The organism is Actinokineospora sp. NPDC051303, assembly GCF_055586285.1.
This window is the reverse complement of sequence record NZ_JBVJIN010000031.1, coordinates 38,150-63,586: the sequence shown is the minus strand read 5'-3', so window position 1 is coordinate 63,586 and position 25,437 is coordinate 38,150. Positions and strand designations below refer to the sequence as shown.

Below are 25,437 nucleotides of genomic sequence, written 5' to 3'. Positions count from 1 at the left end.
GGGTGGGGGGCGGTGGGGGCGTAACCGCGGCGGAACCGGCGGCAGCCCCGCGCGAGGGCGTCGAAACGTCCGGTTTCACCCCCGTGAGGGGTCTCGAACCCGCACGTCACGGCCAATAGTGGGGACGAGTGGGGCATCCGGGAGCGGCGCGGTGGGGCGGAGTGGGGAGCACCGGCCCGCACCCGAACGGGATCCCCTCGTCCGGTGTGGTCCGCCTACTCACAGTGACTTTGCGGCTCTCTCAATGCGGCCGAGCGGCGCAGCCCCCGGCGGGGTTCAGCCGAGCCCCTACGGCCGACCGAACCGGTCGAGGACCGGCGAACGGACCACGACGCACGGAGCCACGGCGGCCTGTGGATAACTCGCACCGGCCTCCGTTGCCCCGGCCTATCCTGGCAAGATCGGCAGCGATGACCGGCGATCGCCGGGGTTGGGTTGGAACATTGGGTACTTCGCCCTGGTTTGACACACTTCATGGCAGGCTGTCTCGGCCACGGGACGTGGTCGGCGACGTCGAACGCGCCGATCCTGGCCGCACCCCGACCGGGTGCCGACAGGCCTGGACAGCCGCCGAGACTCACCAGGAGGTCGCGTGACGTCGAGTACTCCGCCAACCGCTCTGCCGGGCAACCCCTACGGAGCACCAGGCGGCGAGCCGTTCACCGGCCACAACTCCACCGGTCCCTTCCCCACGGGCGACGGCAGGCCGCCGCAGGCCCAGCAGCACCACTCCCCGCCGCAGCCACAACCACCACAGTCCCCGCAGCAACAACAGCCGCAGTGGCCGGGAGCGGGCAAGCTCGACGAGCTGCACGCCACCGCGCAGCGGATCGCGGCGAACGTGGAGCGGGTGCTGGTCGGCAAGCCCGAGGTGGTGCGCATCGCGCTGGTCACCCTGCTCGCCGAGGGCCACCTGCTGGTCGAGGACGTGCCCGGCGTCGGGAAGACCTCCCTGGCCAAGGCGCTCGCCCGGTCCATCGACTGCTCGGTCAGCCGCATCCAGTTCACCCCGGACCTGCTGCCCAGCGACGTCACCGGGGTGTCGATCTTCAACCGGCAGACCAACGAGTTCGAGTTCCGCCCCGGCCCGGTGTTCGCGAACATCGTCGTCGGCGACGAGATCAACCGCGCCTCCCCCAAGACGCAGTCCGCGCTGCTGGAGTGCATGGAGGAGCACCAGGTCACGGTCGACTCCAACACCTACGACCTGCAGTCGCCGTTCATGGTGATCGCCACGCAGAACCCGATCGAGATGGAGGGCACCTACGCCCTGCCCGAGGCGCAGCGCGACCGGTTCACCGCGCGCGTGTCGATCGGCTATCCGGACCCGCAGGCCGAGTTGGCCATGGTGGACGAGCACGCGGGCCACGACGTGTTCAAGACGCTGCGGCCGGTGTCGGACGCCGACCAGGTGCGCGGCCTTATAGAGACAGTGCGGTCCGTGCAGATCGCGCAGGAGGTCCGCCGCTACGCGGTCGAGGTGGTCTCGGCCACTCGACGGCTTTCCGAGATTCGGATAGGGGCCTCGCCGCGCTCGACGCTGCACCTGGTGCGCGCGGCGCGGGCGCAGGCCGCCCTGTCCGGACGCGACTACGTGGTGCCCGACGACCTGCACGTGGTGGCGGTTCCGGTGCTGGCCCACCGGCTCGTGCTCACCCCGGAGGCGCAGGCCGCGCGCCGCTCCCCCGCCGAGCTGATCCGCGGGCTCATCCAGCGGGTGCCGGTGCCGCAGGCGGCGCCCGACCTGGGCGCGCCGTGGGCCGGGGCGCGCGGGCACTAGCGGCGAAGGGGGGATGGAGACGCGATGCGGGGAGCACTGTCGGGGCTGACCACTCGGGGCCGGTGCCTGCTGGCGGCCGGGCTGGCGGCCGCGCTGTGCTCGATCGTGCTCAACGAGCGCGACCTGCTGCGCGTGTCCGTGTTCGTGGTGGCGCTGCCGCTGCTGGTGTGCTTCCTCACCGCGATGACCCGGGTCGGTCTGCACGCCCAGCGGCACATCTCGCCCTGGCGGGTGCCCGTCGGCGGGCGCGCCGAGGTGGTGCTGTCGGTCCGCAGCACCGGCAGGCTGCCCACGGTGGGGCTGCTCGTCTCCGACGGCGTTCCCTATGCGCTCGGCGGTAAGCCGAGGTTCCTGATCGACCACCTCCCCCGGCACGGCGGCACGCGGCTGCACTACACGGTGCAGCCGATGCTGCGCGGCATCCAGCAGATCGGCCCGCTCAAGGCCACCGTGACCGACCCGTTCGGCCTGGCCGAGTTCGAGCGCGAGCTCGCGCACACGTCCCGCCTCGTCGTGGTCCCCCGGGTGGTCGCGCTGTCCGGGGTCCCGGGCGGGTCGGGCCTGGGGTCCGGCGACGACGGCTCGGTCCGGCTCAACGCGGGCCAGGGCGAAGACGACGCCGTGGTCCGGCCGTACCGGCAGGGCGACGACCTGCGCAAGGTGCACTGGCGGTCCACGGCCAAGCGCGACGAGATGATGGTGCGGGTCGAGGAAAGCCCCTGGCGCGGCGGCACCACCGTCCTGCTCGACCGGCGCGTCTACGGCCATCGCGGCTCGGGGGCGAACTCCAGCCTGGAGTGGGCGGTCTCCTTCGCCGCGAGCGTCTGCGTGCAGCTGCACCGCCACGGCCACCCGATCCGGCTGGTCACCGAGACCGGCGGCGTCCTGGTCAACGACTCCGGCGACGCGGGCCACAGCGACAACGCGATGCTCGACGCGCTCGCCGCCCTGCAACCGGTGCACCAGCGCGACATCGCGTGCCCGGCCGATCCCGGGCACGGCCAGGAGCTGATCGCCGTCCTCGGCGCGGCGACCCCGGAGTCGCTCGGCCAGCTCATCCGCTACCGCACCCGGGGCGCGCGCAGCCTGGCCGTCCTGCTCGACACCCCGGCCTGGGGGCAGGGCGACGGCCCGGACATCGACCCGAGGCCAGCGGCCACCCTGCTCAGCGGCGCGGGCTGGGGCGTCACGATCGCGCGCCCGGACGTGTCGATGACCCGGGTCTGGGGCAGTGTCTGCCGCACCGGCTTCACCCGGGGCGACGCGATGATCGCGGGGACCGGGCCATGACCAAGCGATCGTGGAGACGCGGGCCCCGCCCACAGCGCTCGGACGAGCACAGGCGGCCGCGAGTTCGTGCTGATCATGGGAGCCGGGTGGCGATGTCCCCTTCCCTCTGCGCCTCGGCCGGGAGGGCGGCCACGATCAGCGGCAACCGCGGGACGACCACAGGGGCGGCGGCGTGAGCGAGCAGACAGCGACCCCCCAGGCCCAGTGGTCGACCACGGTCACCCCGGTCGTCGCCGCCGCGACCACGCTCTGCGCGTCGACGGCGCTGGCGGGCGTGATCGACGGCATGCGGTGGCTCGGGTACGCGGGCGTCGCCGTGATCGTGGTGGCCGCGGTCGGTCTCGGCCTGCGGGCAGTGCGGACGCCGACGCTCGTCGTCGGGCTGTCGCAGATGGTGGCCTTGCTGTGCCTGCTGGTCGCCCTGTTCACCAACAGCGGTGTCCTGGGGCTGCTTCCCGGCCCTGCGGCGATCGCCGACCTCGGCGACGTCTTACGCAGCTCCGTCGAGGCGGTGCGCGTGGGCGTGCCGCCGGTGCCCGCGTCCGCGCCGGTGCTGTGCCTGGTCGTGATCGCGATCGGGCTGGTGGCCGTGCTGGTCGACACGCTCGCGGTGGCCGCGGGCACCCCCGCCGCGTGCGGGCTGGTGCTGCTGTGCGTCTACGCGGTGCCCGCGTCGCTGGCCGACGACCTGCTGCCCTGGTGGTCGTTCGTGCTGGGGGCGAGTTCGTTCGCCGCGCTGCTGGCCGTCGACGGCACGCACCGCCACCAGCTGTGGCGCAACCGGCCGCAGCTGCCGAGCACCGGAACCGGGTTCGGGTCGCCGGTGGCGATGGTGTCCTCGGCGCTGGTGCTGGGGCTGCTCGCCGGTGGGCTGATCACCGGGATCGGCACGGTCGGGAGCCTGCCCGGCGGGTCCGGCGGCGGTGGCGGGGACGGCGGGCTGGCCCTCAAGCCGTTCACCGCGTTGCGCGGGATGCTCGACCAGGGCAGCAACGTCGAGCTGTTCCGGGTCCGCGGGCTGGGCAACGAGAGCCGCTACCTGCGCGCGATGACGCTGCCCCGCTACGACCGCAACGGCGGCTGGATCGCCGCGGACGCCCTGGCCGACGACATCGTCGCCAACGGCGACCTGCCGCCCGCCCCGGGCGACGACGGGGCCGGGACGATCACCCGCGTCGAGATCGAGCCGATCAACTCGCAAGACCTGTGGGTCCCCGTCTACGGCATCCCGCGCAGGCTGAGCGACGTGCCCGAGGGGCTGTTCTACGACCGCAGCGGCGGAATGGTCTACTCCCGCAATTCGCGGAAGCTGCCCAAGTACGTCGAGGACGCCGACCTGAGCCAGCCCACCGCGGCCGACCTGCGGGCCAGCGGCGCCGACTTCGGCGAGATCGACCCGGTCTACCTGGCCGCGGACGGCATCGACGCCCAGGTCGTGCGGCTGGCCGACGAGCTGACCCGGGACCGGCCGACGATGTTCGACAAGACGCTGGCGTTGCAGGAGTACTTCTCCCTCGCCAACGGCTTCCGCTACCAGACCCAGACCGGCGCCGCCAGCGACGAGGACGCGCTCAAGGAGTTCCTCTTCGGCGCCAAGGTCGGCTACTGCGAGCAGTACGCCTCGGCGATGGCGATCCTGGCCCGCGCGGCGGGCATCCCGGCGCGGGTCGCCATCGGGTACACGGCGGGCTTCGTGTCCGGCGACTACCGCTCCATCACCACCCAGGACGCGCACGCGTGGGTGGAGGTGTTCTTCCCCGACCAGGGCTGGGTCACCTTCGACCCGACGCCGCTGTCGGACGGCCGCGCCTACGAGCCGCCGTACGTGAGTTCCGACCCCAGCACGGACCCGTCGACGGGTGCGACCGAGGAGGAGGTCCCCACCGGGGCCAGCAGCAGCGCGGCCGCCCCGCGCGACGACCTGCCCGACCCCGAGGACCCGGCCGCGAACGCCCCCGCCCCGGCCGAGGGGGACGGTTCCTGGCCCTGGCAGGCGTGGACGGCCCTGGGACTGGCGCTGCTCGCCGCCCTGGCCGTCGTTGTCACCCGGTCCACCCGCGTGCGGTTCGGCATGGCGGGCGCGGCGGGGGTGGGCGTGCTCGCGCTGGTCTTCCTGCTGTCGATCGTTTCCTGGTGGTTGAGCGTGCTCTTGCTGGTCGTGGCGGCGGCCGCCATCCCGGCCGGGGTGCGCGCGTGGCACCGTACCGAGCGCAGGGACGCGATCCTCGCCCAGTCCCCCTCGGCCCCGACGGCGGCGTGGGCGGAGCTGATGGCCGAGTCGTGGGACCGCGGCGCCGACGCCGCCGAGTCGGACACCGTGCGCACCGCCGCCCGTCGGCTGGCGAAGGAGCACAGCCTTGACGACCACAGCAAGCAGGCCCTGCGCACGGTGGTGAACTCGGTGGAGCGGTCCTGGTACGGCGGCCGGACCACGCACGAGCCGGAACTGGCCCTGGCCTTCGACCAGGTCGTGCAGGGGATGCGCCGAAGCTCGCCGCTGGACTGGAAGAGCAGGCTCCTGCCCCGCTCCGTGCTGCGTCCGCGCAAGAAGCGCCCCACTGACCCGACCGACTGAGCTGCCCTCGACCGGCTGAGCGGCTGAGCGCTGACCCGACCGGCCTGAGTCAGCCTGAGTGGCCGAGCTGATCCGGCCGAACTGGGCTTACCCGGCTGAGCCGACCCCTTCGGCTGGGCATGCGGGCGACCGGCCGGGTGAAGAAGACACGGCTGTGCGCCGAATCCACAGGCGGGATTCGGCGCTCAACCGGAGCTGCTGATGAAGTTAACGCTCTTCGTCAAAGCGCTTACGGAAGCGCTCTTCCATGCGTTGTGAGAACGAGCTTCGGCGATGGTGGGCGGCCGCGCCGCCCCCACCACCGGGGGACTCCTCACCTGGCTCCGGGTCGGAGCCGCCCTGGCGAAGCGCCGTCAGCGTCAGCAGAGCGCCGACGAACATCACCAGGAAGCCGAGCAGGCTCACCACGGGGATACCAGCCGGTTTGAACGGCAGCATCACACCGATCACGAGGAGCGCCACCCCCAGGACGAACAGGGCGACGCCCTGCAGCCTGCGCCGTCGGGACGGCTTGCGGAGACGAGCGCCTCGGACGGTGGAGGCGAACTTGGGATCCTCGGCGTAGAGCGCGCGCTCGATCTGGTCGAGCAGTCGCTGCTCGTGCTCGGAGAGTGGCATACGTTCCTCCTCCGGCACAGCGGTCGCGGGCGCCGGGCGATCACGGTTGCCGCCGGACCCGGCGGGCACCCCGCAAGGGGGGTGTCGGACTCCAGGATACGGGGCGTTCCCCTTGGCGACTACCCGATCCTGGATCACGGTGCCGCAGCTTTGCCGGAGTCCTCCGTACGGGGTAGCGCCAGGTCGCGGTGACTACTTTGCGCTTGCTGGCGATCACTTTCCGCACCCAGGGCGATCGGCGCGCCGATGAGGGCGTCCGGGATGGCGAACGCGTCGACCAGGACCTCGGCGTGCCCGCGCAGCGCCTTGCACAGCGCGTTCACCGCGCCGGTGACCGCCTTCGCCCGCGCCGCGGTCAGCCTGCCGTGCCCCAGGAACCAGTCCAGGTCGGCTTCGACGGTGCTCAGCACGTGCAGGTCGCAAACCCGGTCCAGCAGCGCCGCGGCATCCGGGTCGGGGCAGCGATCGACGGCGGCGACGAACGCCTCCAGCACGATCCGGTCGATGTGCGCGCGGGCGGCGCGCAGCACGTGGTCCTGGGCGTCGTTGAACACCTCGAACGCGTCGGCGTCGGCGTCACCCGCCCGGCGCAGGCGGCGGGCGAGGGTGTCGAGGACGTGCTCCTCGCGGTCCTCGAACAGCTTGAGGTGCCAGCCGCGGTCGAGCAGGTCGGTCTCCTCGTCCTGCGGGGTGACCGCGGTGACGAGGCGGTCGATGAGCGAGCGGGCCGCGGTGCGCTCGATGACGACGCCGACGAACTTCTCGGCGATGAACCGGGCCATGCCGACGCTGCCCAGCTCGTGGAGGTGCTGCTGGTAGCCAGTGAGCAGGCCCTTGGCCACGAGTTGGAGCAGGACCGTGTTGTCGCCCTCGAAGGTGGTGAACACATCGGTGTCGGCCCGGAGCTGGGGCAGCCGGTTCTCCGCGAGGTAGCCCGCGCCGCCGCAGGCTTCGCGGCAGATCTGGATGGTGTGGGTGGCGTGCCAGGTCGCCACCGCCTTGAGCCCCGCGGCGCGGGACTCAAGCTCGCGCCCGCGGCGGTCGGGTGGAGCGTCGCCCCCGCGGTCGGCGTGCTCGGAGTCCGACAGCTCGTGCAGGGTGGTGACCAGCTCCTCTTGTGCGAAGTGCAGCGCATAGGTGGTTGCCAGGGCGGGCAGGAGTTTGCGCTGGTGGGCGAGGTAATCGAGGATGACGACCTCGTCGGCGGAGCCGGGCCGCTCGAACTGGCGGCGGGCCAGGCCGTAGCGGATGGCGATGGTCAGCGCGCTCTTGGTGGCGCTGCCCGCCGCGCCCGCCACGCTGATCCGGCCGCGGATGAGGGTGCCGAGCATGGTGAAGAACCGCCGGGAGTCGCCCTCGATCGGGCTGCTGTACGTCCCGTCTTCGGCCACGGAGCCGTAGCGGTCGAGCAACGCCTCGCGCGGAACGCGGACCTGGTCGAACCACAGCCGCCCGTTGTCGACCCCGTTGAGCCCGGCCTTGCGGCCGCAGTCCTCGATCCGCACGCCAGGGACCGGGCCGCCGTGCTCGTCGCGGATGGGCACGAGCAGCGCGTGCACGCCGTGGCTCTCGCCGCCGGCGACGAGTTGGGCGAACACGACCGCCAGCCGCCCGTCGCGGGCCGCGTTGCCGATGTACTCCTTGCGCGCGGCCTCGTGCGGGGTGTGCACCACGAACTCCCGGGTCGCCGGGTCGTAGGTCGCGGTGGTCCGCAGGTGCTGGACGTCGGAGCCGTGGCCGGTCTCGGTCATCGCGAAGCAGCCGAGCAGGTCGCCGGACATGATCGCGGGCAGGTGCCGCTCGTGGTGGCGCTCGGCGCCGAGGGCTTCGACCGCGCCGCCGAACAGGCCCCACTGCACGCCCGCCTTGACCATGACGGACAGGTCGCCGAAGCCGAGCATCTCGAACGCCGTGAGGAAGCCGCCGGGGTCGCCGCCACCGCCGTGCCGCTTCGCGAAACCGACCCGCGGATAGCCGGACGCGGCCAACTCCCGCAGCTCGGCCAGGACCTGCGCGCGGTGCTGTTCGGTGCTCAAGTCATAGGTCCGGGGCGACGGCGCCGCGGCCATCCGCGTTCGCGCTTCCCGCCGGATGTGGGCCCACCGGCCGTCGAGCAGGTCGGTCAGCGTCGCGGCCGCGACCGGCGGGGTGGTCGGAATGTCCATGGCGTCCTCCTTGATCACCGCGGGTCCGACGCTAGCCGCGCCGGGGAGAGCGCGCCCGCTATGCGAACCGGGGCGGTTTGCGGTTTTCTTGGCGCATGGACCCGGTGGCGGCGCTCAAGCAGATCGCGCTGTTCCTGGAGCGCGCCGGAGAGCCGACGCACAAGGTGCGGGCGTTTCGGCGGGCGGCGGCCGTGATCGCCGACCTGCCGGCAGGCGAGTTGGCCAAGCGGGTCGACGCGGGCACCCTGACCGCGCTGCCCGGGATCGGCAAGGCGACCGCGACGGCCATCGCCGAGGCGGTCGCGGGCGGCGAGCCCGGGTATCTCACCCGGCTGACCGAGGGCGCGGCGGTGCCGGTCGCGGGCGGCGACGCGCTGCGGGCGGCGCTGCGCGGGGACTGCCACACCCACTCGGACTGGTCCGACGGCGGCAGCCCCATCCGGGAGATGGCCGAGGCCGCGATCGCGCTCGGCCATGAGTGGATGGCGCTGACCGACCACTCGCCGCGGCTGCGGGTGGCCAACGGGCTCAGCGCCGACCGGCTGCGCAGGCAGTTGGAGACGGTGGCCGACCTGAACGTGGAGCTGGCGCCGTTCCTGATCCTCACCGGCATCGAGGTCGACATCCTGCTCGACGGCTCGCTCGACCAGACCGAGGAGCTGCTCTCGCGGGTGGACGTCGTGGTGGCCAGTGTGCACTCGCAGTTGCGGATGCCCGAGGACGAGATGACCGAGCGGCTGCTCACGGCGGTGTCGAACCCGCACGTGGACGTGCTCGGGCACTGCACCGGCAGGCTCGTCACCGGCCGGGGCAGGCCGGAGTCGGCCTTCGACGCCGACGCGGTTTTTGGGGCCTGCGCCGAGTACGGGGTCGCGGTGGAGATCAACTCCCGGCCGGAGCGCCGCGACCCGCCGTTGCGGCTGCTGCGCCGGGCCGCCGAGCTGGGCTGCGAGTTCGCCATCGACAGCGACGCGCACGCGCCCGGGCAGCTCGACTGGCAGCCCTACGGCTGCGAGCGGGCGGAAACGTGCGGGATCGGCCCGGACCGGGTGATCAACACCCGGACGGCGGACGAGCTGCTGGCCGGGATCGCCGCGCGCCGGTGAGGTCGGCTACGCGGTCTCGTCCTGGCATTCGGCGCCGACCGGTTCGCGGTTGGCGACGGCGCTGAACTCGCGGAGGCCGTGCAGCAGGGCCGCGCGCCCCTGTGGGGTCATGCCCGCCAGTACCTCGGCCAGGTCGGCGCGGCGGGCGGCGCGGAGCCGGTCGAGGAGCCTGCGGCCGTCGCCGGTGAGGACTAGCTCCACTTCCCGGCGGTCGGTGGTGGCCGGGCGCCGGTCCAGCAGGCCCGCGGCCTGGAGCCGGTCGCACAACCTGCTCGCCGACGAGGGGATCGTGCCCAGCTCCTCGGTCAGCCGGGTCAGGTTGATCGGCTCGTGTCTATCGATGTAGTGCAGCGCGCGCAGCTGCATGGCCGGGACCTTGGGATAGACAGCGGTGTTGGCGCGGGTCAGCACGAGGCCGAGCGCCTCGGCGGCGATCTCGGTCTCCAGCGCCTCGTCCGGCCCCGGCGCTCCGGGCCCCCGCAGCGCGGCAGCAGCCATACTGCAACTCTCGCACACTGACGGCCGTTTCGGCCGGTTCCCCCGGCGGAGGCCCCGGTGACCATTTCGGAAAGACTGCGCGCGCTGGAGTCGGCGCTGAGATCGCTGCCGCTGCACTCCTTCGTCGAGCGGCTGCCCGCGCTGCTGGACGAGTGCGCGCGGCTGGCCGACGCCCGGGTGCGGCTGGTGGACTACCCGGCGGCGAACCTGGTCAGCGTGCACGACGGCGAGATGGTGGCGATCACCGGCACGCTGCCGGGCGCGGCTTACCGCGAGCAGCAGGCGGTGGTAGAGAACGACGGCACGGTGCACCTGCCGCTGCTCAGCCGGGGCAACTGCCACGGCGTGCTGACCGGCCGGGTGGACGGCGACCCGGACCGGGCGCGGCTCGGCGCGCTGGGCGAGGTCGCCGACGCGGTGGCGGACGCGCTGCTGGTGGCCGACATCGGCACCGACCAGCTCATGCGGGCGCGGCGCGACCGGCGAATGACCGTGGCCGCGGAGATGCAGTGGGAGCTGCTGCCCGGCCGCGGCCTGGCGTGCCCGGAGCTGACCCTGGCTGGCCAGTTGGAACCGGCCTACGCGGTGCGCGGCGACAACTTCGACTGGAGCCTCGACCCGGGCAAGCTGACCCTGGGCGTGACCAACGGGATGGGCGAGGGCCTCAACGCCGCTCTGCTCACCTCGATCGCGATCACCGCGATCCGCAACGCGCGCCGTTCGGGGCATGGGCTGGCCGAGGCGGCGGCCCTGGCGGACCAGGTGGTGTGGGGGCAGTACGGCGGCGAGCAGTCGGTCGCCGCGCTGCTGCTCTCCCTCGACCTGACCAACGGCGCCGTCCAGATAGTCGACGCGGGGTCGCCGCAGCTCTGGCGGGTGCGTGCGGACACCGCCGAGCAGATCGAGTTGGAGGTGCAGGTGCCGCTGGGCGCGCTGGAGGAGACCCAGTACCGCGTCCAGCACGACAGCCTCCGCCCCGGCGACCGGCTGCTGATCGTCAGCGACGGCGTCTACGCCTCCGAGAGCGACGACCGCGCGTACTCCGAGGTCGCCCTCCCCAGAACCATCCGCACCACTCGGGCGCTGCCGCCCGCGCAGGTCGTGCGCGCGGTGCTCTCGGACTTGGCCGTCTTCCGCGAGCACCGCGACCTCGATGACGACGCGGTGGTCGTCTGCCTCGACTGGCACGGGCCCGCGAGCTAGGCCCTAGTTCGCGAGGTCGAACTCGCCCTTGGCCGACGACGATGGGTGGGCCTCGTCGGCGTCGGCGGACGGGGCCAGGGCGAACTCGGCCCACACCCACTTGCCCTCGCGGTCGGGCTGGTGCCCCCAGGCGCGGCTGAGGGCGGCCACGATGGTCAGCCCCCGGCTGCGTGCCGAGAGCAGGCCGGACTGCCTGCGCACCGGCGCGTCGCTCGTCTCGTCGCGCACCCGTAGCAATACCCGGTCCGCCGCCACCGACAGCGCTACCGTGATCTCCCCCGCCCCATGCTCGACGGCGTTGGTCACCAACTCCGACGCCGCCAGCACGACGTCGCAGACCAGGTCTTCCGGAACGCCCCACGACCGCAGGGCCGAGCCCGCGAACTCCCGGGCCTCGCCCGCCGACCGCGTCGACCGCGGCAGGCGGGTGGTCAGCTCACGCACCCGCCCGCCGTCGGCCGCGGCCCGCATGTCCTCGCTCACGTCTGACGACACCACCCCTCACGCGCGGAATCGCGCGCCTTGACGCACATCGTTCCGCTCGTCCGTGCCCACGTGGCTCGCCGATGACGGGAAACGCTGCTTGCACGGGGGGTGAGATACCCCGGGAACCCGGGACTGAATCAAGACCGGCTCACCCCGACTCCGTGCTCGCCGAGTCGGCGAGTCCGAACACCTCGGCGAGGCCGGTGATCTCGATGATCCGCCGGACCCGGTCGTGCGGGGCGTGCAGCACCAGGCTCTGGCCCTTGGTCTCGGCGGTGCGCCGCGCGGCGACGAGCACCCGCAGCCCCGCCGAGTCCATGAACTCGACCCCGGACAGGTCGACGCGCACTCCGGTGGCCTCCGGCTGGGACAGGGCGGTGTCGAGCGCCCGCTCCAGATCCGGGGCCGTGGCGAGGTCGACCTCGCCGGTCACAGAGACGACGACCGGGTCGACGCCCACGCTGGTGATCTCCACTATCGGTCCTTCCTCACAGAGTTCGACGCGGGACGGGCACTCGGCCCGGCCACGCCGAGGTCACAGTAATTGGCGCCGTCCGCCGACGCCGTGCGGCGCGGGTCACCCCACCAGTCGTCCGAACGGCCGCGGGAACCTCGTTTCGGCCCTCGACGGCCGGGGTAGTTCCCGGTCGAGCCCGCGGTGCGGTGCGGGACCACGAGGAGGGAACCAGCATGGCCGAGATCACCCGACTGCCCAAGCCCGTCTCCGACGAGTGGGCCTGGCAGCTCAACGGGTCGTGCCGCGGGGCCGACAGCATGATGTTCTTCCACCCGGACGCCGAGCGCGGGCCCGCTCGGCACGCGCGCGAGGAGCGCGCCAAGGCCGTCTGCCGGGCCTGCCCGGTGCTGGAGCAGTGCCGTGAGCACGCGCTCGCCGTCCAGGAGCCGTACGGGATCTGGGGCGCGATGGGCGAGGGCGAGCGGCGCACGCTGATCGCTCAGCGCAGGCGCGCGCTGCGGGTCTCGTAAGGGGCGCATTCAGCCCGCCAGGGTGTCCTCGCCGAGAGCGGCGCGCAGCCGCTCAAGCGTCTTGGCCAGCAGGCGGGACACCTGCATCTGCGACACGCCCACCCTGCGGGCGATGTCGGCCTGGGACAGCCCGCGGAAGAACCGCAGCACGATGATCTTCCGCTCGCGCTCGGGCAGTTCCGCCAGCAGCGGGCCCAGCGCTCGTCTGTTGTCCACCTCGGCTAGGCGCTCGTCCTCGTAGCCGAACCGGTCTCCGGACGGCTCGGCGAGCCGGGCGTCCAGCGAGGTCCCCTGCTTCGCCGCGCTGGCCACCAGCGCCTCGTAGACCTGTTCCCGGGGCAGGCCGAGGTGCTCGGCCAGCTCGCTCGGCTTGGGCGCGCGGCCCAGCTTCTGGCTCAGCTCGTTGCGGCCAGCGGCGATGGTGACGTGCAGTTCCTTGAGCTGGCGTGGGACGCGCACCGCCCAGCCGGTGTCGCGGAAGTGCCTGCGCAGCTCCCCCATGATGGTGGGGATGGCGAAGGCGTAGAAGTTCCCACGGTCGGCCTCGAACCGGTCGACCGCTTTGATCAGGCCGATGGTGGCCACCTGGATGAGGTCTTCGAGCTGGTCGCCGCGCCGGTCGAACTTGCGCGCCAGGTTGCGGGCGAGGTCCATGTGGTCGGCGACGAGATCGCCGCGCAGCACCGCCCGGCGCGGGTCGTCGCCGTCGAGTTCGGCCAGGGCGCGGAACCGGTCGACGTCCCGGTCGCCGCGGTCGGCTGGGGCGTTCACCGCTGATCCGTTTCCCCTGGCACCGCACGGAGTTCGACGCGAACGCGGTAGCCGCCGTCGACGGCCTCGACCGACTCGGCGACCGACTCGGCCAGCGCGGTGAGGATCTGCCAGCCCATCGGGTCCGACGACGGGGCGGCGGGGCGGTCGGCGTCGACCACGACCTTCACCCGGATCGCGTGGTCCTCCGGCTCGAACCGGCAGTGCAGGGAGGTGTCGGGCAGCGCGGAGCGCACCAGCAGCGAGCACGCCTCGTCCACGGCCATGCGCAGGTCTTCGATGGCGTCGAGGTCGAAGTCCATCCGCATCGCGATGTCGGCCGCGAACGATCGGAGCAGAGGCACCTGTTCGGCGTCCGCCGACACTCGGACCTCCACGGCACGCACCCCGTGGGCGCGCGCGACCGGGCTGGTTTCGACCTCAGACACGCTTTCCTCCTGCCGTCCCGATACTGGCGAGGACCGTACCGCGAGGCCGAAAAAGGTGGAGCGGGGTGGGATTCGCGCCGTGCGGCGCCCTCGGCCACCCCGCCCCACAGCGGCAAGCTCGCAGGGCAGGACCCTCCTACGCATACCCGCTCTCGATCACGTTCAAACCATGATCACCGAAAAGAATTTCTGAGGTACGCGAGGCTGAAGGTCCCCTCGCCCGCGAAGTACTGTCCGACCAGGTAGGCGGGGTCGGTGGCGAGTATCCCGCGCGGGATGTCGCTGCCGTCGTTGCCGTCGTCCCAGCCCCACGGCGCGTTGGCGGCGTTGTCCTTGCCGTTGTCACCGCGGAAGGTGCCGTAAGAGGCGAAGGTCAGCGCGTTGTGGCGGCGCGCCCAGAGGCCGTCGGCGGCGAAGACGTCCACGAGTGTGTAGCCGACCGACTGGTCAGCGCCGCCCGAAGGCACCTCCGCGGTGCCGCTCGGGTAGTAGACGACACCGTCGCCGTCGGGCGAGTGGGCGCTGTTCATCGCGTAGACGCCGTGCCCCTTGGCCTCCTGGAACGTCGTGGGATGGCCCACACCGTTGTAGGTCTGGAGGTTGAGCGGGCCGTCGACGTTCTCCCGGCCGCTGGTGAACGGGCTGCCAGCGGGGACATAAGAGTAGAAGTCGGAGTGCGCGACTGTGACCATCGCCTCAAGCGCGCCGTAGGTCGTGCCGTTCTTGCGCACGGTGAGCAGGACGCCTTCGAGGTCGTTCTCGTGGGTGTAGACGCCGAACGGGTCGGAGAAGTCCTCCCAGTCCCGCGGGTGGTAGAACGAGTACGTCAAGAACCAGTGGGTGCCCGTCTCGACCACCGAGTAGTAGACGGTCCCGGTGAGCCGGAACAGCGCGTCGTCCTGGTGCTCCCAGTTGTTCAGCGTGTCCCACTCACCGTCAAAGTCGATCTTCGACAGGTAGTCGGCGTCGTAGTCGCTGGAATCGGTGTCCTGGTAGTGGATCGGCGCCCAGCGGGTGGCCAGGGCCAGGTCGGTCGGCGCGGCGGCGGCGGGCGGGGCGAGCGCCGCGCCGGTGAGAAGCGCCCCGGCGACCAGGGCGGCAAGGCGGGGTAAGCGGGTCATCGACGTGCTACCTCCATGGCGTGCCCTCCGCCTGCGATGGCGGAGCGGTAGCGAGTTGATTACCGTGCGCGCGCGTCGGCGCGGTTACCCGAACCCGAACCGGGCGGGACGACCGGAAGATCGTTCGCCGCCGCCAATCGAACATGTGTGCTAAATTGGTGGCATGGCCGAGGTGTTGCTGCTGGTGGATGTGCAACGGAACATGCTGTTGCCACCCGAGCCGGTGCCGGACGCGGTCTCGGTCGGCGCGGCCGTCACCGGGCTGCTCGCCCGCGCCCGGACGGCGGGTGTCCCGGTGGTGCACGTGCGCAACAACGGCGGCGTCGGCGAGCCGGACGAGACCGGCACGCCGGGGTGGGCGCTCGTCCACGACGTCCTCGCGGGCGAGCACGTGGTCGACAAGTTCGAGTCCGACGCGTTCGTCGGCACGTCCCTGGCCGACCTGATGGCCGAGGGCGCGGCGATCGCGGTGGCGGGAATGCAGAGCGAGCACTGCGTCCGGGCGACGGCCTTGGGCGCGTTGGGCCGCGGCTACTCGGTGACGCTGGCCGCGGGCGCCCACGCCACCTACGACGGCGCGACCCCGGCGGCGACGATCTCCCGGGAGGTCGAGCGCGAGTTATCGGACGCAGGCGCCCATGTCGTGCGGCACGGCGAGATCACCTTCGAGCGGCCGTCAACCCGCCCGTGAGCGGCTTGGCGGGGCACCGGCGGCGCTGAACCGGGTCATCGAGCCGAGCACCTGGTTCGCAGCGGCCGTCTCGACTGACTTCCTGAGACACCTCGCGTGTGTGCGCTCGCGGCAGTTCCGCTCGGCGCGGACCGCTCGACCTGTCGGGCGGACTCCACGCGGCATCCGGAAGCTCGTGCGGAAAGCCGACTATCGCGCACACCGAACCGAAAGCTCGCCGTAGGCCGGTGCGCGGGCGGAGCCGTTTGGCCGCCCAAGCCCCACGGGCAACCCACGAAACTCGGGCCGAAGGCCGACCTGGCATGCCCGAACGAGAGACTCGCCCTCAACCATGCGCGGCGCAGAGCCGCGGCCTGCCAGGGCGAACTCCAACGCCGAGCCCCGAAAGTCCTGCGGGAGGCAAACCTGGCACACCCGAACTGAAAGCCCGCGTCGGCCATGCGCGGGCGGAACCGTTCGGCCTCCCGAGCGAACTTCACGGGAAGTCCGTGAAACTCGTGCGGGAGGCCGACCGTCGCACACCCGGGCCGGAAGCCCGCGTCGGCCGTGCTCGGGTCCGCCTGCGCGGCGTCGGATGTGCGGTTCCTTGGCGCGGCAGGCGGCCGGTCCGGCCGAGGGCGGCCGCTATCCGCTCGGCGGCTGGGCTGGCCGGGCGGGCGCGGTGCGGCGCGCCCGCCGAAGTTCCCGCGATGCCCGCTCCGCGATCCTCGCCGCCGGTGGCGGTGACCACCACCGGCGCCAGGTGAGCGAGCGCGTTGCGCTGGAAACTCGGCCGTGTCCCAGGGTAGAGCGGGTTCGGGCCTGGCGCTCGGTCAGCGCGGGCGCTCCGGCTCGGGTTCGGTGGCGCCTGCCCGGTCCGGGCGGTTGCCCAGGAGCGCCGCGGGCCGGATGGCGGTGGCGCCGAACTTGGAGCGGGCGCGGTCGGCGGCCTGGTCGGCCTCCCGCCAGCCCTGTTCGGGGGCGTCGAGGGCCAGTTGCTCCGCGCCGTCCGCGCCCAGTTGCTCCACCCGCACGCCGATGAGGCGGATCGCGCCGGGTGGGGTTTGCTCGTCAAGCAGTTGGGCGGCGGTGCGGTAAATCTCCTGGGTGACGTCGGTGGCCACGGGCAGCGTCTTGGCGCGGCTGATCGTGGTGAAGTCGGCGAAGCGGACCTTGATCGAGACCGTGCGCCCGCGCAGGCCCCGCGACCGCAGGGTGGCCGCGGTGCGCTCGGAGAGCCGCAGCAGCTCCCGTTTGAGCAGGTCGCGGTCGAAGTGGTCGACCTCGAAGGTCTCCTCCGCGCCCACGGACTTCTCCACGCTCTCGGGCACCACCGCGCGGTCGTCGTGGCCCAGCGCCAGGGCGTGCAGGTGCTCGGCCATGGCCACGCCGAGCAGGCGTTTGAGCCGGGGCAGCGGCGCGGCGGCGACGTCGGCCACCCGCTCCAGGCCGCTGTCGACCAGGCGCTCGGCCGTGCGCTTGCCCACACCCCACAGCGCGGACACCGGCAGCGGGTGCAGGAACTCGGTGATCTCGCCGCGCGGGACCACCAGCATCCCGTCCGGCTTGGCCAGGCCGGAGGCCAGTTTCGCGACGAACTTCGTCGGGCCGACGCCGACCGAGCAGACGATGCCGTGCTCGGCGCGGACCCGGCGGCGGATCTCGGCCCCGATCGCCGCGGGCGTGGCGCGCAGTCTGCGCAGCGCGCCGCCGACATCGAGGAACGCCTCGTCCAGGCTCAGCGGCTCGACCAGCGGGGTGATGTCCCGGAAGATCGCCAGAACCCCGGCCGAGACCTCCTGGTACAGCGCGAACGTCGGCGGCAGGAACACCGCGTGCGGGCAGAGCCTGCGCGCGTGGCTGGTCGGCATGGCTGATCGGACGCCGTAGGTGCGGGCCAGGTAGTTCGCCGACGACACCACCCCGCGCGGCCCCACGCCGCCGACGACGACCGGGCGGTCGACCAGCTCCGGCCGCTCCCGGATCTCGACGGAGGCGTAGAACGCGTCCATGTCGACGTGCAGCAGCGGGCAGCCGGTGTCGTCCGGCCACCCGTCCGCGCCCGCCCGGTACCGCTCGACCAGGCCCCTCGGCAGGTCACCGCTGCGCCCCATGCGGTGAGCAAACCACAGGGCGCCGACAGTCCCCGACCAGTGCCGGATCGCTTCGGTTCAGCGGCGGGCGAGCGCGTGCAGCCGGGTGGCGATGTCGCGCAGCGCGGGCGTGGCCGCCGCCGCCAGCTCCAGCTCGGCGAGCGCGTCCGGCGCGCCCGCGTTGACCTCCAGCACCGAGCCGGTGACCAGGTCGGACACCACGCCCTGCCCCTGGATCAGCTCGACGGCGAGGTCGGTGTCGGCCAGCAGCGCGCGCAGGCTCTCGGTGTCGAAGCGGCGCAGCAGCGCCTCCCCCGCCCCGCCGAGGACGCCCGCCGGGTCGTCCAAGAGCTTGCGGGCGTCCACCAGGCGGCCGGAGATCGCCCGGTGCAGCACGGCCGCGAACCGATTGGCGACCAGCACCGACAGGGCCCCGCCCGGGGCCACCGCGCCCGCCAGCGCGGCCACGGTCGCCTTCGGGTCGTCCACGACTTCCAGCAGCCCGTGCGCCAGCACCAGATCGGCCGCGGCGGGCTCGACCAGCTGGTCGAGGGCGTCGCTGTCGCCTTGGACGGCGGTGATCCGGTCGGCCACGCCCGCCTCCTGGGCGCGGCGGTGCAGGGTGGCCAGGGCGTTGGGGCTCGGCTCCACCACGGTGACCGCGCAGCCCTCGACGGCCAGCGGAACGGCCAGCACGCCGCTGCCGCCTCCGACGTCGAGGACACGCGGCGCTTCCCCGCCGCGGCGCTCGCGCGCGGCGATCAGCTCGGCGTCGAGCACTCGGCGAACAGCATCCGGTCGCATGGACACGAACTGTAGAGACTCTAAGGTCTAGGACGTGCAAACGGTGGCAGTGCTCAGCCTCAAGGGTGGCGTCGGGAAGACCACGGTCGTGCTCGGTCTCGCGTCGGCGGCCCTGCGTCGCGGCGCGCGCACCCTGGTGGTCGACCTCGACCCGCAGTGCAACGCGACGGCCACGCTCGACCCGGACGAGACCGAGGCCACACTGGCCGACGTCCTGGAGACGCCACGCCCGTCGGTGTTGCGCGCGGCGATCGCGCCCAGCGCGTGGAGCGACGAGGTGGACGTGATGGTCGGCTCCGAGGAACTCGAAGCGCTCAACGACCCCGACCCCGGCCTGCGGCGGCTGGAGAAGCTGGGCCGGGCCCTGGCCACCCTCAGCTCCCTCCTGGCTGACGGTGAACTGCCCTACCAACTCGTGCTCATGGACTGCCCGCCGTCACTGGGCAGGCTGACCCGCTCGGCGTTAGTCGCCGCCCAGGGCGCCTTATTGGTGACCGAGCCGACGCTGTACGCGGTCTCGGGCGCACAACGGGCCTTCGAGGCGGTCGAGGACACCCGACGCGAGCACAACCCCAACCTGGTCCCCCTGGGCGTAGTGGTCAACAAGGTCCGCACCCACTCTTACGAGCACCAGTTCCGCATCGCCGAACTGCGCGAAAGCTTCGGGTCGCTGGTGATGCCGGTGGCGCTGCCGGACCGGTTGGCCGTTCAGCAGGCGCAGGGCGCGTGCATGCCGATCCACCAGTGGCAGACCCCCGGCGCCCGCGAGATCTCCCTGGCGTTCAACCTTCTGCTGGCCCGGGTCCTCCGCACCGGCGGACGCGGTCGGCACCAGGCCATCGCCTGGCCGGACACCGACGAGACCGGCGACGCCGTGGGCGAGTGACGCATGCCCGAGGGCGACACCGTCTACCGGACCGCGGTCAAACTGACCGAGGCGTTGGCAGGTGAAACCCTTGTGGTGGGCGAACTCCGACATCCTCGTTTGTCTACTGTGGACCTACGGGGACGGATCGTGACAGGCGTTCGCAGCGTCGGCAAGCACCTTTTCGTGCGGTTCGACCGGGATCTGAGCCTGCGCAGCCACCTCGGGGTGGACGGGGCCTGGCAGATTTACGTCCCAGGTGGACGGTGGCGGCGACCCGCTTTTCAGGTGCGGGCGCTGTTGACGACATCGTCGCGTCAGGCTGTGGGATTTTCTCTGCACGAGATGGCGCTCGTCGCGACTGCGGAGGAAGACCGGCTGGTCGGGCACCTCGGCCCTGATCTGCTTGCCGCCGACTGGGGGCCTGGGCACTTTCGGGAGGCTGTCACGCGGTTGACGGCGCAGCCTGGCCGGGAGATCGGGTTGGCGCTGCTGGACCAGCGGGTGATGGCCGGGGTGGGGAACGTGTTCAAGGCCGAGATCTGCTTCTTGCTTGGCGTGTCGCCGTGGACGCCGGTGTCTGATGTGGACGCTGAGCGGGCGGTGTCTTTGAGTCGGGAACTGTTGGAAGACAACAAGATGCGGGTGGATCGGATCACTACGGGGGATTCGCGGCGGGATCGGCGGTTGTGGGTGTATGGGCGGCGGACGCCTTGCTTGCGATGTGGGGGGCGGGTGGTGGCGGGGGCGCAGGGGGCGGATTTGCGGGAGCGGGTGGCTTACTTCTGTCCGGTCTGTCAGCCGGGGGTGCGGGGGTGAGTGGCCTGCTGGGGGCTCGCTTGGGTGGGGTTGCTCGATGGGGTTCCGTGGGTGGCTGGGTTGGTGGGGTTGCTCGATGGGGTTCCGTGGGTGGCTGGGTTGGTGGGGTTGCTCGATGGGGTGGAGTGGTTTCTTTGGGGCCCCTACGAAGGAAGATCCCGTCGTGGGAAAGACGGGTGGGGAGCCTTCGGCCCCACGACCACGGCCAGTTTAGGGATCTTCCTTCACCCCCAAAGAAACCACTCCACCCCATCGAGCACCGGGCGAGCCTCGGTGCGGCCTGGCTGGGAGGTGGTTAGGGCCGGGTGCGGCTTCGTGGGGGCGGGTGGCAGGAAAGCGGGGCTAGCAAGAAGGCCGGGCGGGCAGCAGAGCGGGCCAGCAGAAGGGTGGCCCGGCAGCAGAAAGGATCAGCAGCAGAACGGCCTGGCAGGAACGCGGGCTAGCAGGAAGACCGGGCTGGCGGGCGGGCTGACCGGCTGACCCACACGAAGGCCACTCAACCGCCCCAGCCACGTCCGCGACAGTCCTTGATTTGCCGCCCCGCAGCCCTACAACAAAGCCCCACCCACCCTGGGGGCTGACCCCGCTCCAGTCTATCGGACCAAGCCGACAATCGGGGCTGGAACGATCTTGCCTGTGGATAACTTGCGATCATGAGCAACTCCGGGCTCTGCGCGCGTGCCTTGGGCTGTGCGCCCGGAGTTGGGGAGTGCCCGCGTTTGGCTGGGGGTTAGCAGAAGAGTAGGCCGCAGGGTTTGCGGCTGGTGGTGGTTGTCGTCGTCGGGAGGGGAGGGGTGGTGGTGGGAGGGGGCGCGGCGGTGGTGGTGGGGCGTGGCTTGGTGGTTGTGGTGGTCGTGGGCGGGGGTGCGGCGGGGGGCTGGGTGGTGGTCGACGTCGTGGTGGTTGACGTGGGGGTGGTGGTGGTTGTGCTACTGCTGGTGACCGACGATGACACTGTGGTGGTCACGGTGTCGGTGGCCGAAGGGGGGGACGAGGGGGTGGAACTGGGCTCCAGCGCGGCCTCGGCCGCCGGGCGGGCGGCGGGGACGGTGGGGATGTCCTGGTGGGCTCGTATGCCTTCGTAGAACAGGGCTGCTGTCGCGGCGCCGACTACCGCGCCTAATGCCACTCGCCCTGGTCGGGCCAGCAGTTCCCGCACCGCCAGTCCCCCTCGCCCCGGTTACGGCTCGGCTCTCACAGGTGAGTGATATTCACACGCTGCGTATTTGGTCATTCACCTTAGCACCACCCTAACGGGTGACTCTGAAAACCCGTTGTCGAGTGGCGGCGAACCGCCTATGTTCGTCGGTACACGAGAGAGGAGGTGGTCCGACGGTGATTTCGTTGAGGACTCGTGAGGTGGCTGTCCGCTAGGACCACCCATCCGAGAACGATGGTTGCCGGCCTGGCGCACACGGCTGACACCGGATCTCCGGTGCCGTAGGCGCGGGCGTGTGGTCGGCGAATACCAGGCAGTCACCCAGCCCTCGGGCTCCCGGGACCCAGTCCGACCCGGGCCCCTCCGCCGCCTTGTCGGAAGGGGAGCCAGCCCGGGGGCTGTGCCTTGTCCGGAGGCAGACGCCACCGGCCAAGAATCAGCCTTCGACCTGCTGGAGCTTGCGCCAGGCCTGGCTGGCGGCCCGCTCGGCGGCCTTGGCGTCGCGGCGGGCGGTCTGCAAGAGCCTGCGCGCGTCCAGCTCGGCCTGTTCGGCCGCGTCCAGTTCGGCGTTGATGTCGCGGACCCGTTTTTCCGCCGCCGCCACCCCGGCCTCGGCGTCCCGCACGGCCCGGTCGGCTTCGGCCCGCTCCGCCTCGGCCTCCTTGACCGCCGCCTTGGCTTCGGCCAGGGCCTTGCGCTGCCGGGTGTCGGTCGCGCGTTGCCTGCTCACCGGCTTGGCCGCGCGTTCGGCGGGCGGGGACGTGGCCAGGGCCAGCCCCGGCCACGCCTGCTCGACCTGGAGGTCCTTCGCCGAGGCCACCCGGCCCGCGCGCAAGGTCTCCCCCGCTGTCTCGTCGGCGATGGCCGCGGTGAACATGTCCTCCAGCTCCCTGGTCACCGACTCGCTCAGGGAGTCGCCCGACAGCGCCACCAGGCGGCGGATCAGCTCGGGGCGGCGCCGGGTGAGTTCCCGCAGCTCGTCGCCCGCCGCGCGGCTGTGCGCGTCACGGAGGTCGGCGCCGAGGGCGAGCAGTTCGGCCACCGCGTCCGGGTGGGCGCGGACGAGTTGGTTCACCAGCCACGCCGCGGTGGTCGGCTTGGGCAGCTTCTCGATCGCCGCGGCCGCCGCCTTGTCGCCCTCGGCGCGGACCCTGCGCGCGAGTTCGCGGCGGGCGGGGATGAACTCCTCCCTGGGCAGGGCGTACAGCTCGTCGGGATCGGTCACACCGTCCATCATGGTCCACCTCGGCGGATGACACGATGTGCGCGTGGTCTACAAGCAACTCGTCCGGCGCGCCCTGTTCTCCCTCGGCGACGGCGACCCCGAGATCGCCCACGAGCGCACCATGGCCGCCCTGGCGCGCCTGGCCCGCGTCCGGCCAGCGGTGTCGGCGCTGCGCAAGGTGTTCGGGTCCACGGTCGAGCGGACCGTGTTCGGCGTCCGCTTCCCCGGGCCGGTGGGGCTCGCCGCGGGCATGGACAAGGACGGCCGGGCGCTGCCCGCGTGGCAGGCGCTGGGATTCGGGTTCGTGGAAGTGGGCACCGTCACCCGGCACCCGCAGCCGGGCAACCCGCGGCCCCGGCTGTTCCGGCTGCCGGAGAGCGGGGCCATCGTCAACCGGATGGGCTTCAACAACGCGGGCGCCGACGCGCTCGCCGACCGGCTGCGGGCGCTCGGGCCGATCGGGGTGCCGCTGGGCATCAGCATCGGCAAGTCCAAGATCACCCCTGTGGAGGAGGCCGTCGAGGACTACCGGCACTCCCTTCGCGCGCTGCACCCGTTCGGCGACTACTTCGCGATCAACGTCAGCTCGCCCAACACCCCGGGCCTGCGCGGGCTGCAGGACCGGGCGGCGCTCGACGCGCTCGTCGGGGAGCTGCGCCGGGAGTCGATCGCGCTGGCGGGCGGCGGCGAGCCCCGGCCGCTGCTGGTCAAGATCGCGCCGGACCTGACCGACGACGCCATCGCGGAGGTCCTCCAGGTGTGCGCCGACCACCAGGTCGCGGGCCTGATCGCGACGAACACGACGCTGAGTCGCGCCGGCCTGGCCGCGGCGGACGAGAGCACGGGGGCGCAGGCGGGCGGGCTGAGCGGGCGACCACTGGCCGAGCGGGCCCGCGCGGTGGTCGGCTTTGTGACCAAGCAGACCGGCGGGACGCTGCCGATCATCGGTGTCGGCGGGATCTTCACCGCCGACGACGCGCTGCGGATGCTGGACGCGGGCGCGAGCCTCGTGCAGGTCTACACCGGGTTCATCTACGAGGGCCCGCCGCTGGTGCGGCGGATCAACCGCGCGGTCGCCGCCCGGTGACCTCGCGGCCATCGCCGCGGTGGCGCAGCCAGCGCAGCAGCGGGTAGGCGGTGACCACGAACATCGAGCCCCAGGCGATGCCGCTGACGGTCATGCCGCCCAGGGTGATCTCCAGGTTCCCGATGCCCGCAACGATCGCCGCGGCGACCACGAGCAGGTTCACCGGGTCGGCAAAGTCGATCCGGTTCGCCATCCAGATGCGCACCCCGACCAGGCCGATCATGCCGTAGAGCAGCAGCGTGGCTCCGCCGAGCACGCCCTCGGGGATGGTGCCGACCAGCGCGCCGAACTTCGGGGACAGCGACAGCAGGACCGCGGTGAGCGCGGCGACGGCGTAGGCGGCGGTGGAGTACACCCTGGTCGCGGCCATGACGCCGATGTTTTCCGCGTACGTCGTGGTGCCCGACCCGCCGGAGGCCCCGGCGAGGGCGGTGGCCACGCCGTCGGCGATGAGTGAGTCGCCCACGTTGCCGTCGAGGTTGCGCCCGGTGACCGCGGCGACGGCCTTCACGTGGCCGACGTTCTCCGCGACCAGCACGATGACGACCGGGATGACCAGCAGGATCACCGATGGCCGCAATTGCGGCGCGTGGAACTCGGGCAGCCCGAACCACGCCGCGGCGGCGAGCGCGTCGAGTTTGCCCTCGTTGAGTCCGCCAGTCAGAGCCGCGACGACCCAGCCGGTGAGGACCCCGGCCAGGATCGAGACGCGGGAGAGCAGGCCGTGCGAGACGATCCCGCACACCAGGATCACCGCGAGCGTGATCGCGCCGATCAGCGGCTGCTGCCCGAACGACTTGGTGGCCTCCGGCGCGAGGTTGAGCCCGATCAGCACGACCACCGCGCCGGTCACGACCGGCGGCATGACCGATTCGAGCAGCCGCACCCCCAGCGCCTTGACCGCCACCCCGACGCCGATGAGCAGCAGGCCCGCGACCAGCACCCCGCCGAGTTGCGCGGCGATACCCTCGGTCTCGGCGGCCGCGAGCGGGGCGATGAAGGCGAAGGACGAGCCGAGGTAGGCAGGCACCCGGTTGCGGGTGATCACCAGGAAGAGCAGTGTGCCCACCCCGGAGAACAGCAGGGTGGTCGCCACGGGGAACCCGGTGGAGGCCGGGACCAGGATGGTGGCGCCGAACATCGCCGCGACGTGCTGCACGCCGAGCCCGATGGTCAATGGCCAGCTCAGGCGCTCGTTCGGGGCGACGACCTCGCCGTCCCGCACACGGCGACCGTCTCCGTGCACGGACCACAAAGTCAACGTCGCCCTCCCGCTCCCCCGGCTTGTTGCCGAGCATGGTGCCACAGCACGTAGTCGATCAGTCGATACGACACCGTGATGTTCACACTGATGACCTAATGCACGGCGTGCAAAGCCGGTCACAAGCCGGGTGCGGCTACCCGAAGTGATGCAACCCGTTAGGCCAAACGCCTACCGAGGCATCCAAGAGAGGACCAGCGCGTACGGGTCGCACACCGTCGCGCGGCCCGCCCCGATCCACTCGACCGCGACGTCGAGCAGGCGGTCCGCCTCCCCGCGGTCGAGCCCCGCTTCGTCGACGATGGCCCAGAACCGATCTTCGTGGGCGGGCATCTCGGCGACTCGCGCGGCCACGGTCCGGCGCAGGCGCAGGTCCGGGATCATGGCGTTCATCGGGCGCTCTCCCCTCGTGTCGGTCGCCAATGA

At 72.2% G+C, this 25,437-nt stretch carries 25 protein-coding genes; 12 read left to right on the top strand and 13 right to left on the bottom strand.

Going from position 1 to position 25,437, the window contains the following annotated elements; translation table 11 throughout:
• Positions 1–808: 808 nt before the first annotated feature.
• The 3 genes from ACZ6SD_RS22610 (at position 809) to ACZ6SD_RS22600 (ending at position 5,645) form a co-directional block, all read left to right on the top strand.
• Complete coding sequence (locus ACZ6SD_RS22610) at positions 809–1,780, top strand: AAA family ATPase (protein WP_465318964.1); 972 nt, start codon at positions 809–811, stop codon at positions 1,778–1,780.
• A 24-nt stretch (positions 1,781–1,804) separates the two neighbouring features.
• Complete coding sequence (locus ACZ6SD_RS22605) at positions 1,805–3,070, top strand: DUF58 domain-containing protein (protein WP_465318952.1); 1,266 nt, start codon at positions 1,805–1,807, stop codon at positions 3,068–3,070.
• Between the two features lie 172 nt (positions 3,071–3,242).
• On the top strand, positions 3,243–5,645 hold the full coding sequence (locus tag ACZ6SD_RS22600; protein ID WP_465318951.1) for a transglutaminase TgpA family protein: 2,403 nt from the start codon (positions 3,243–3,245) through the stop codon (positions 5,643–5,645).
• 207 nt (positions 5,646–5,852) lie between these two features.
• On the opposite strand, the gene ACZ6SD_RS22595 is transcribed toward ACZ6SD_RS22600, so the two are convergent.
• Together ACZ6SD_RS22595 and ACZ6SD_RS22590 are read right to left on the bottom strand one after the other, a co-directional pair.
• On the bottom strand, positions 5,853–6,263 hold the full coding sequence (locus ACZ6SD_RS22595) for a DUF3040 domain-containing protein (protein WP_465318950.1): 411 nt from the start codon (positions 6,261–6,263) through the stop codon (positions 5,853–5,855).
• 134 nt (positions 6,264–6,397) lie between these two features.
• Entirely contained in the window at positions 6,398–8,428 is a 2,031-nt protein-coding gene (locus ACZ6SD_RS22590; RefSeq protein ID WP_465318949.1) for an acyl-CoA dehydrogenase family protein, read from the bottom strand.
• 95 nt (positions 8,429–8,523) lie between these two features.
• Between ACZ6SD_RS22590 and ACZ6SD_RS22585 the strand changes: the two genes are divergently transcribed.
• Positions 8,524–9,534, top strand: a complete 1,011-nt coding sequence (locus ACZ6SD_RS22585; RefSeq protein WP_465318948.1) for a PHP domain-containing protein — start codon at positions 8,524–8,526, stop codon at positions 9,532–9,534.
• Positions 9,535–9,540: 6 nt separating this feature from the next.
• Here ACZ6SD_RS22585 and ACZ6SD_RS22580 read toward each other — a convergent pair whose 3' ends face one another.
• The gene (locus tag ACZ6SD_RS22580; protein ID WP_465318947.1) at positions 9,541–10,032 is read right to left on the bottom strand and encodes a MarR family winged helix-turn-helix transcriptional regulator; all 492 of its coding nucleotides are present in this window, start codon (positions 10,030–10,032) and stop codon (positions 9,541–9,543) included.
• A 57-nt stretch (positions 10,033–10,089) separates the two neighbouring features.
• Between ACZ6SD_RS22580 and ACZ6SD_RS22575 the strand changes: the two genes are divergently transcribed.
• Positions 10,090–11,235, top strand: coding sequence for a PP2C family protein-serine/threonine phosphatase (locus ACZ6SD_RS22575; protein ID WP_465318946.1), 1,146 nt, complete (start codon positions 10,090–10,092; stop codon positions 11,233–11,235).
• Positions 11,236–11,238: 3 nt separating this feature from the next.
• On the opposite strand, the gene ACZ6SD_RS22570 is transcribed toward ACZ6SD_RS22575, so the two are convergent.
• Both ACZ6SD_RS22570 and ACZ6SD_RS22565 read right to left on the bottom strand, forming a co-directional pair.
• Positions 11,239–11,718 carry an ATP-binding protein gene (locus ACZ6SD_RS22570; RefSeq protein WP_465318945.1) on the bottom strand — a complete coding sequence of 160 codons (480 nt, stop codon included), beginning with the start codon at positions 11,716–11,718 and terminating at the stop codon, positions 11,239–11,241.
• A gap of 151 nt (positions 11,719–11,869) precedes the next feature.
• Positions 11,870–12,196, bottom strand: a complete 327-nt coding sequence (locus ACZ6SD_RS22565) for an STAS domain-containing protein (RefSeq protein WP_465318944.1) — start codon at positions 12,194–12,196, stop codon at positions 11,870–11,872.
• 215 nt (positions 12,197–12,411) lie between these two features.
• Here ACZ6SD_RS22565 and ACZ6SD_RS22560 point away from each other — a divergent pair, with 215 nt between their 5' ends.
• Positions 12,412–12,708, top strand: coding sequence for a WhiB family transcriptional regulator (locus ACZ6SD_RS22560; RefSeq protein ID WP_091448329.1), 297 nt, complete (start codon positions 12,412–12,414; stop codon positions 12,706–12,708).
• Positions 12,709–12,717: 9 nt separating this feature from the next.
• Here ACZ6SD_RS22560 and ACZ6SD_RS22555 read toward each other — a convergent pair whose 3' ends face one another.
• The 3 genes from ACZ6SD_RS22555 to ACZ6SD_RS22545 form a co-directional block, all read right to left on the bottom strand.
• Positions 12,718–13,479, bottom strand: coding sequence for a SigB/SigF/SigG family RNA polymerase sigma factor (locus ACZ6SD_RS22555; protein WP_228771340.1), 762 nt, complete (start codon positions 13,477–13,479; stop codon positions 12,718–12,720).
• Positions 13,476–13,907 carry an ATP-binding protein gene (locus ACZ6SD_RS22550; RefSeq protein ID WP_465318943.1) on the bottom strand — a complete coding sequence of 144 codons (432 nt, stop codon included), beginning with the start codon at positions 13,905–13,907 and terminating at the stop codon, positions 13,476–13,478. The genes ACZ6SD_RS22555 and ACZ6SD_RS22550 overlap by 4 nt, the downstream gene beginning before the upstream one ends.
• Positions 13,908–14,080: 173 nt before the next feature.
• Positions 14,081–15,028, bottom strand: coding sequence for a hypothetical protein (locus tag ACZ6SD_RS22545; RefSeq protein ID WP_465318942.1), 948 nt, complete (start codon positions 15,026–15,028; stop codon positions 14,081–14,083).
• A 163-nt stretch (positions 15,029–15,191) separates the two neighbouring features.
• Between ACZ6SD_RS22545 and ACZ6SD_RS22540 the strand changes: the two genes are divergently transcribed.
• Together ACZ6SD_RS22540 and ACZ6SD_RS22535 are read left to right on the top strand one after the other, a co-directional pair.
• Complete coding sequence (locus ACZ6SD_RS22540; protein WP_465318941.1) at positions 15,192–15,719, top strand: isochorismatase family protein; 528 nt, start codon at positions 15,192–15,194, stop codon at positions 15,717–15,719.
• 488 nt (positions 15,720–16,207) lie between these two features.
• On the top strand, positions 16,208–16,465 hold the full coding sequence (locus tag ACZ6SD_RS22535) for a hypothetical protein (RefSeq protein WP_465318940.1): 258 nt from the start codon (positions 16,208–16,210) through the stop codon (positions 16,463–16,465).
• Positions 16,466–16,531: 66 nt separating this feature from the next.
• On the opposite strand, the gene ACZ6SD_RS22530 is transcribed toward ACZ6SD_RS22535, so the two are convergent.
• Entirely contained in the window at positions 16,532–17,812 is a 1,281-nt protein-coding gene (locus tag ACZ6SD_RS22530; RefSeq protein ID WP_465318939.1) for a DNA polymerase IV, read from the bottom strand.
• Between the two features lie 57 nt (positions 17,813–17,869).
• A complete protein-coding gene (locus ACZ6SD_RS22525; protein WP_465318938.1) occupies positions 17,870–18,595 on the bottom strand; it encodes a class I SAM-dependent methyltransferase in 726 nt (241 codons plus the stop codon).
• Positions 18,596–18,629: 34 nt separating this feature from the next.
• Between ACZ6SD_RS22525 and ACZ6SD_RS22520 the strand changes: the two genes are divergently transcribed.
• From ACZ6SD_RS22520 to ACZ6SD_RS22510, 3 genes are all read left to right on the top strand, one after another.
• Positions 18,630–19,481 carry a ParA family protein gene (locus ACZ6SD_RS22520; RefSeq protein WP_465318937.1) on the top strand — a complete coding sequence of 284 codons (852 nt, stop codon included), beginning with the start codon at positions 18,630–18,632 and terminating at the stop codon, positions 19,479–19,481.
• A 3-nt stretch (positions 19,482–19,484) separates the two neighbouring features.
• Entirely contained in the window at positions 19,485–20,279 is a 795-nt protein-coding gene (locus ACZ6SD_RS22515; protein ID WP_465318936.1) for a DNA-formamidopyrimidine glycosylase family protein, read from the top strand.
• Positions 20,280–21,043: 764 nt separating this feature from the next.
• The gene (locus ACZ6SD_RS22510) at positions 21,044–21,364 is read left to right on the top strand and encodes a hypothetical protein (RefSeq protein ID WP_465318935.1); all 321 of its coding nucleotides are present in this window, start codon (positions 21,044–21,046) and stop codon (positions 21,362–21,364) included.
• A 510-nt stretch (positions 21,365–21,874) separates the two neighbouring features.
• Here ACZ6SD_RS22510 and ACZ6SD_RS22505 read toward each other — a convergent pair.
• Positions 21,875–22,663, bottom strand: a complete 789-nt coding sequence (locus ACZ6SD_RS22505; RefSeq protein WP_465318934.1) for a hypothetical protein — start codon at positions 22,661–22,663, stop codon at positions 21,875–21,877.
• A gap of 43 nt (positions 22,664–22,706) precedes the next feature.
• Here ACZ6SD_RS22505 and ACZ6SD_RS22500 point away from each other — a divergent pair, with 43 nt between their 5' ends.
• Positions 22,707–23,750, top strand: coding sequence for a quinone-dependent dihydroorotate dehydrogenase (locus ACZ6SD_RS22500; RefSeq protein ID WP_465318933.1), 1,044 nt, complete (start codon positions 22,707–22,709; stop codon positions 23,748–23,750).
• Here the strand turns inward: ACZ6SD_RS22500 and ACZ6SD_RS22495 are convergent.
• A complete protein-coding gene (locus ACZ6SD_RS22495; RefSeq protein WP_465318932.1) occupies positions 23,725–24,975 on the bottom strand; it encodes a uracil-xanthine permease family protein in 1,251 nt (416 codons plus the stop codon). The genes ACZ6SD_RS22500 and ACZ6SD_RS22495 overlap by 26 nt on opposite strands.
• A gap of 207 nt (positions 24,976–25,182) precedes the next feature.
• Positions 25,183–25,404, bottom strand: coding sequence for a hypothetical protein (locus tag ACZ6SD_RS22490; protein WP_465318931.1), 222 nt, complete (start codon positions 25,402–25,404; stop codon positions 25,183–25,185).
• Positions 25,405–25,437: the final 33 nt, after the last annotated feature.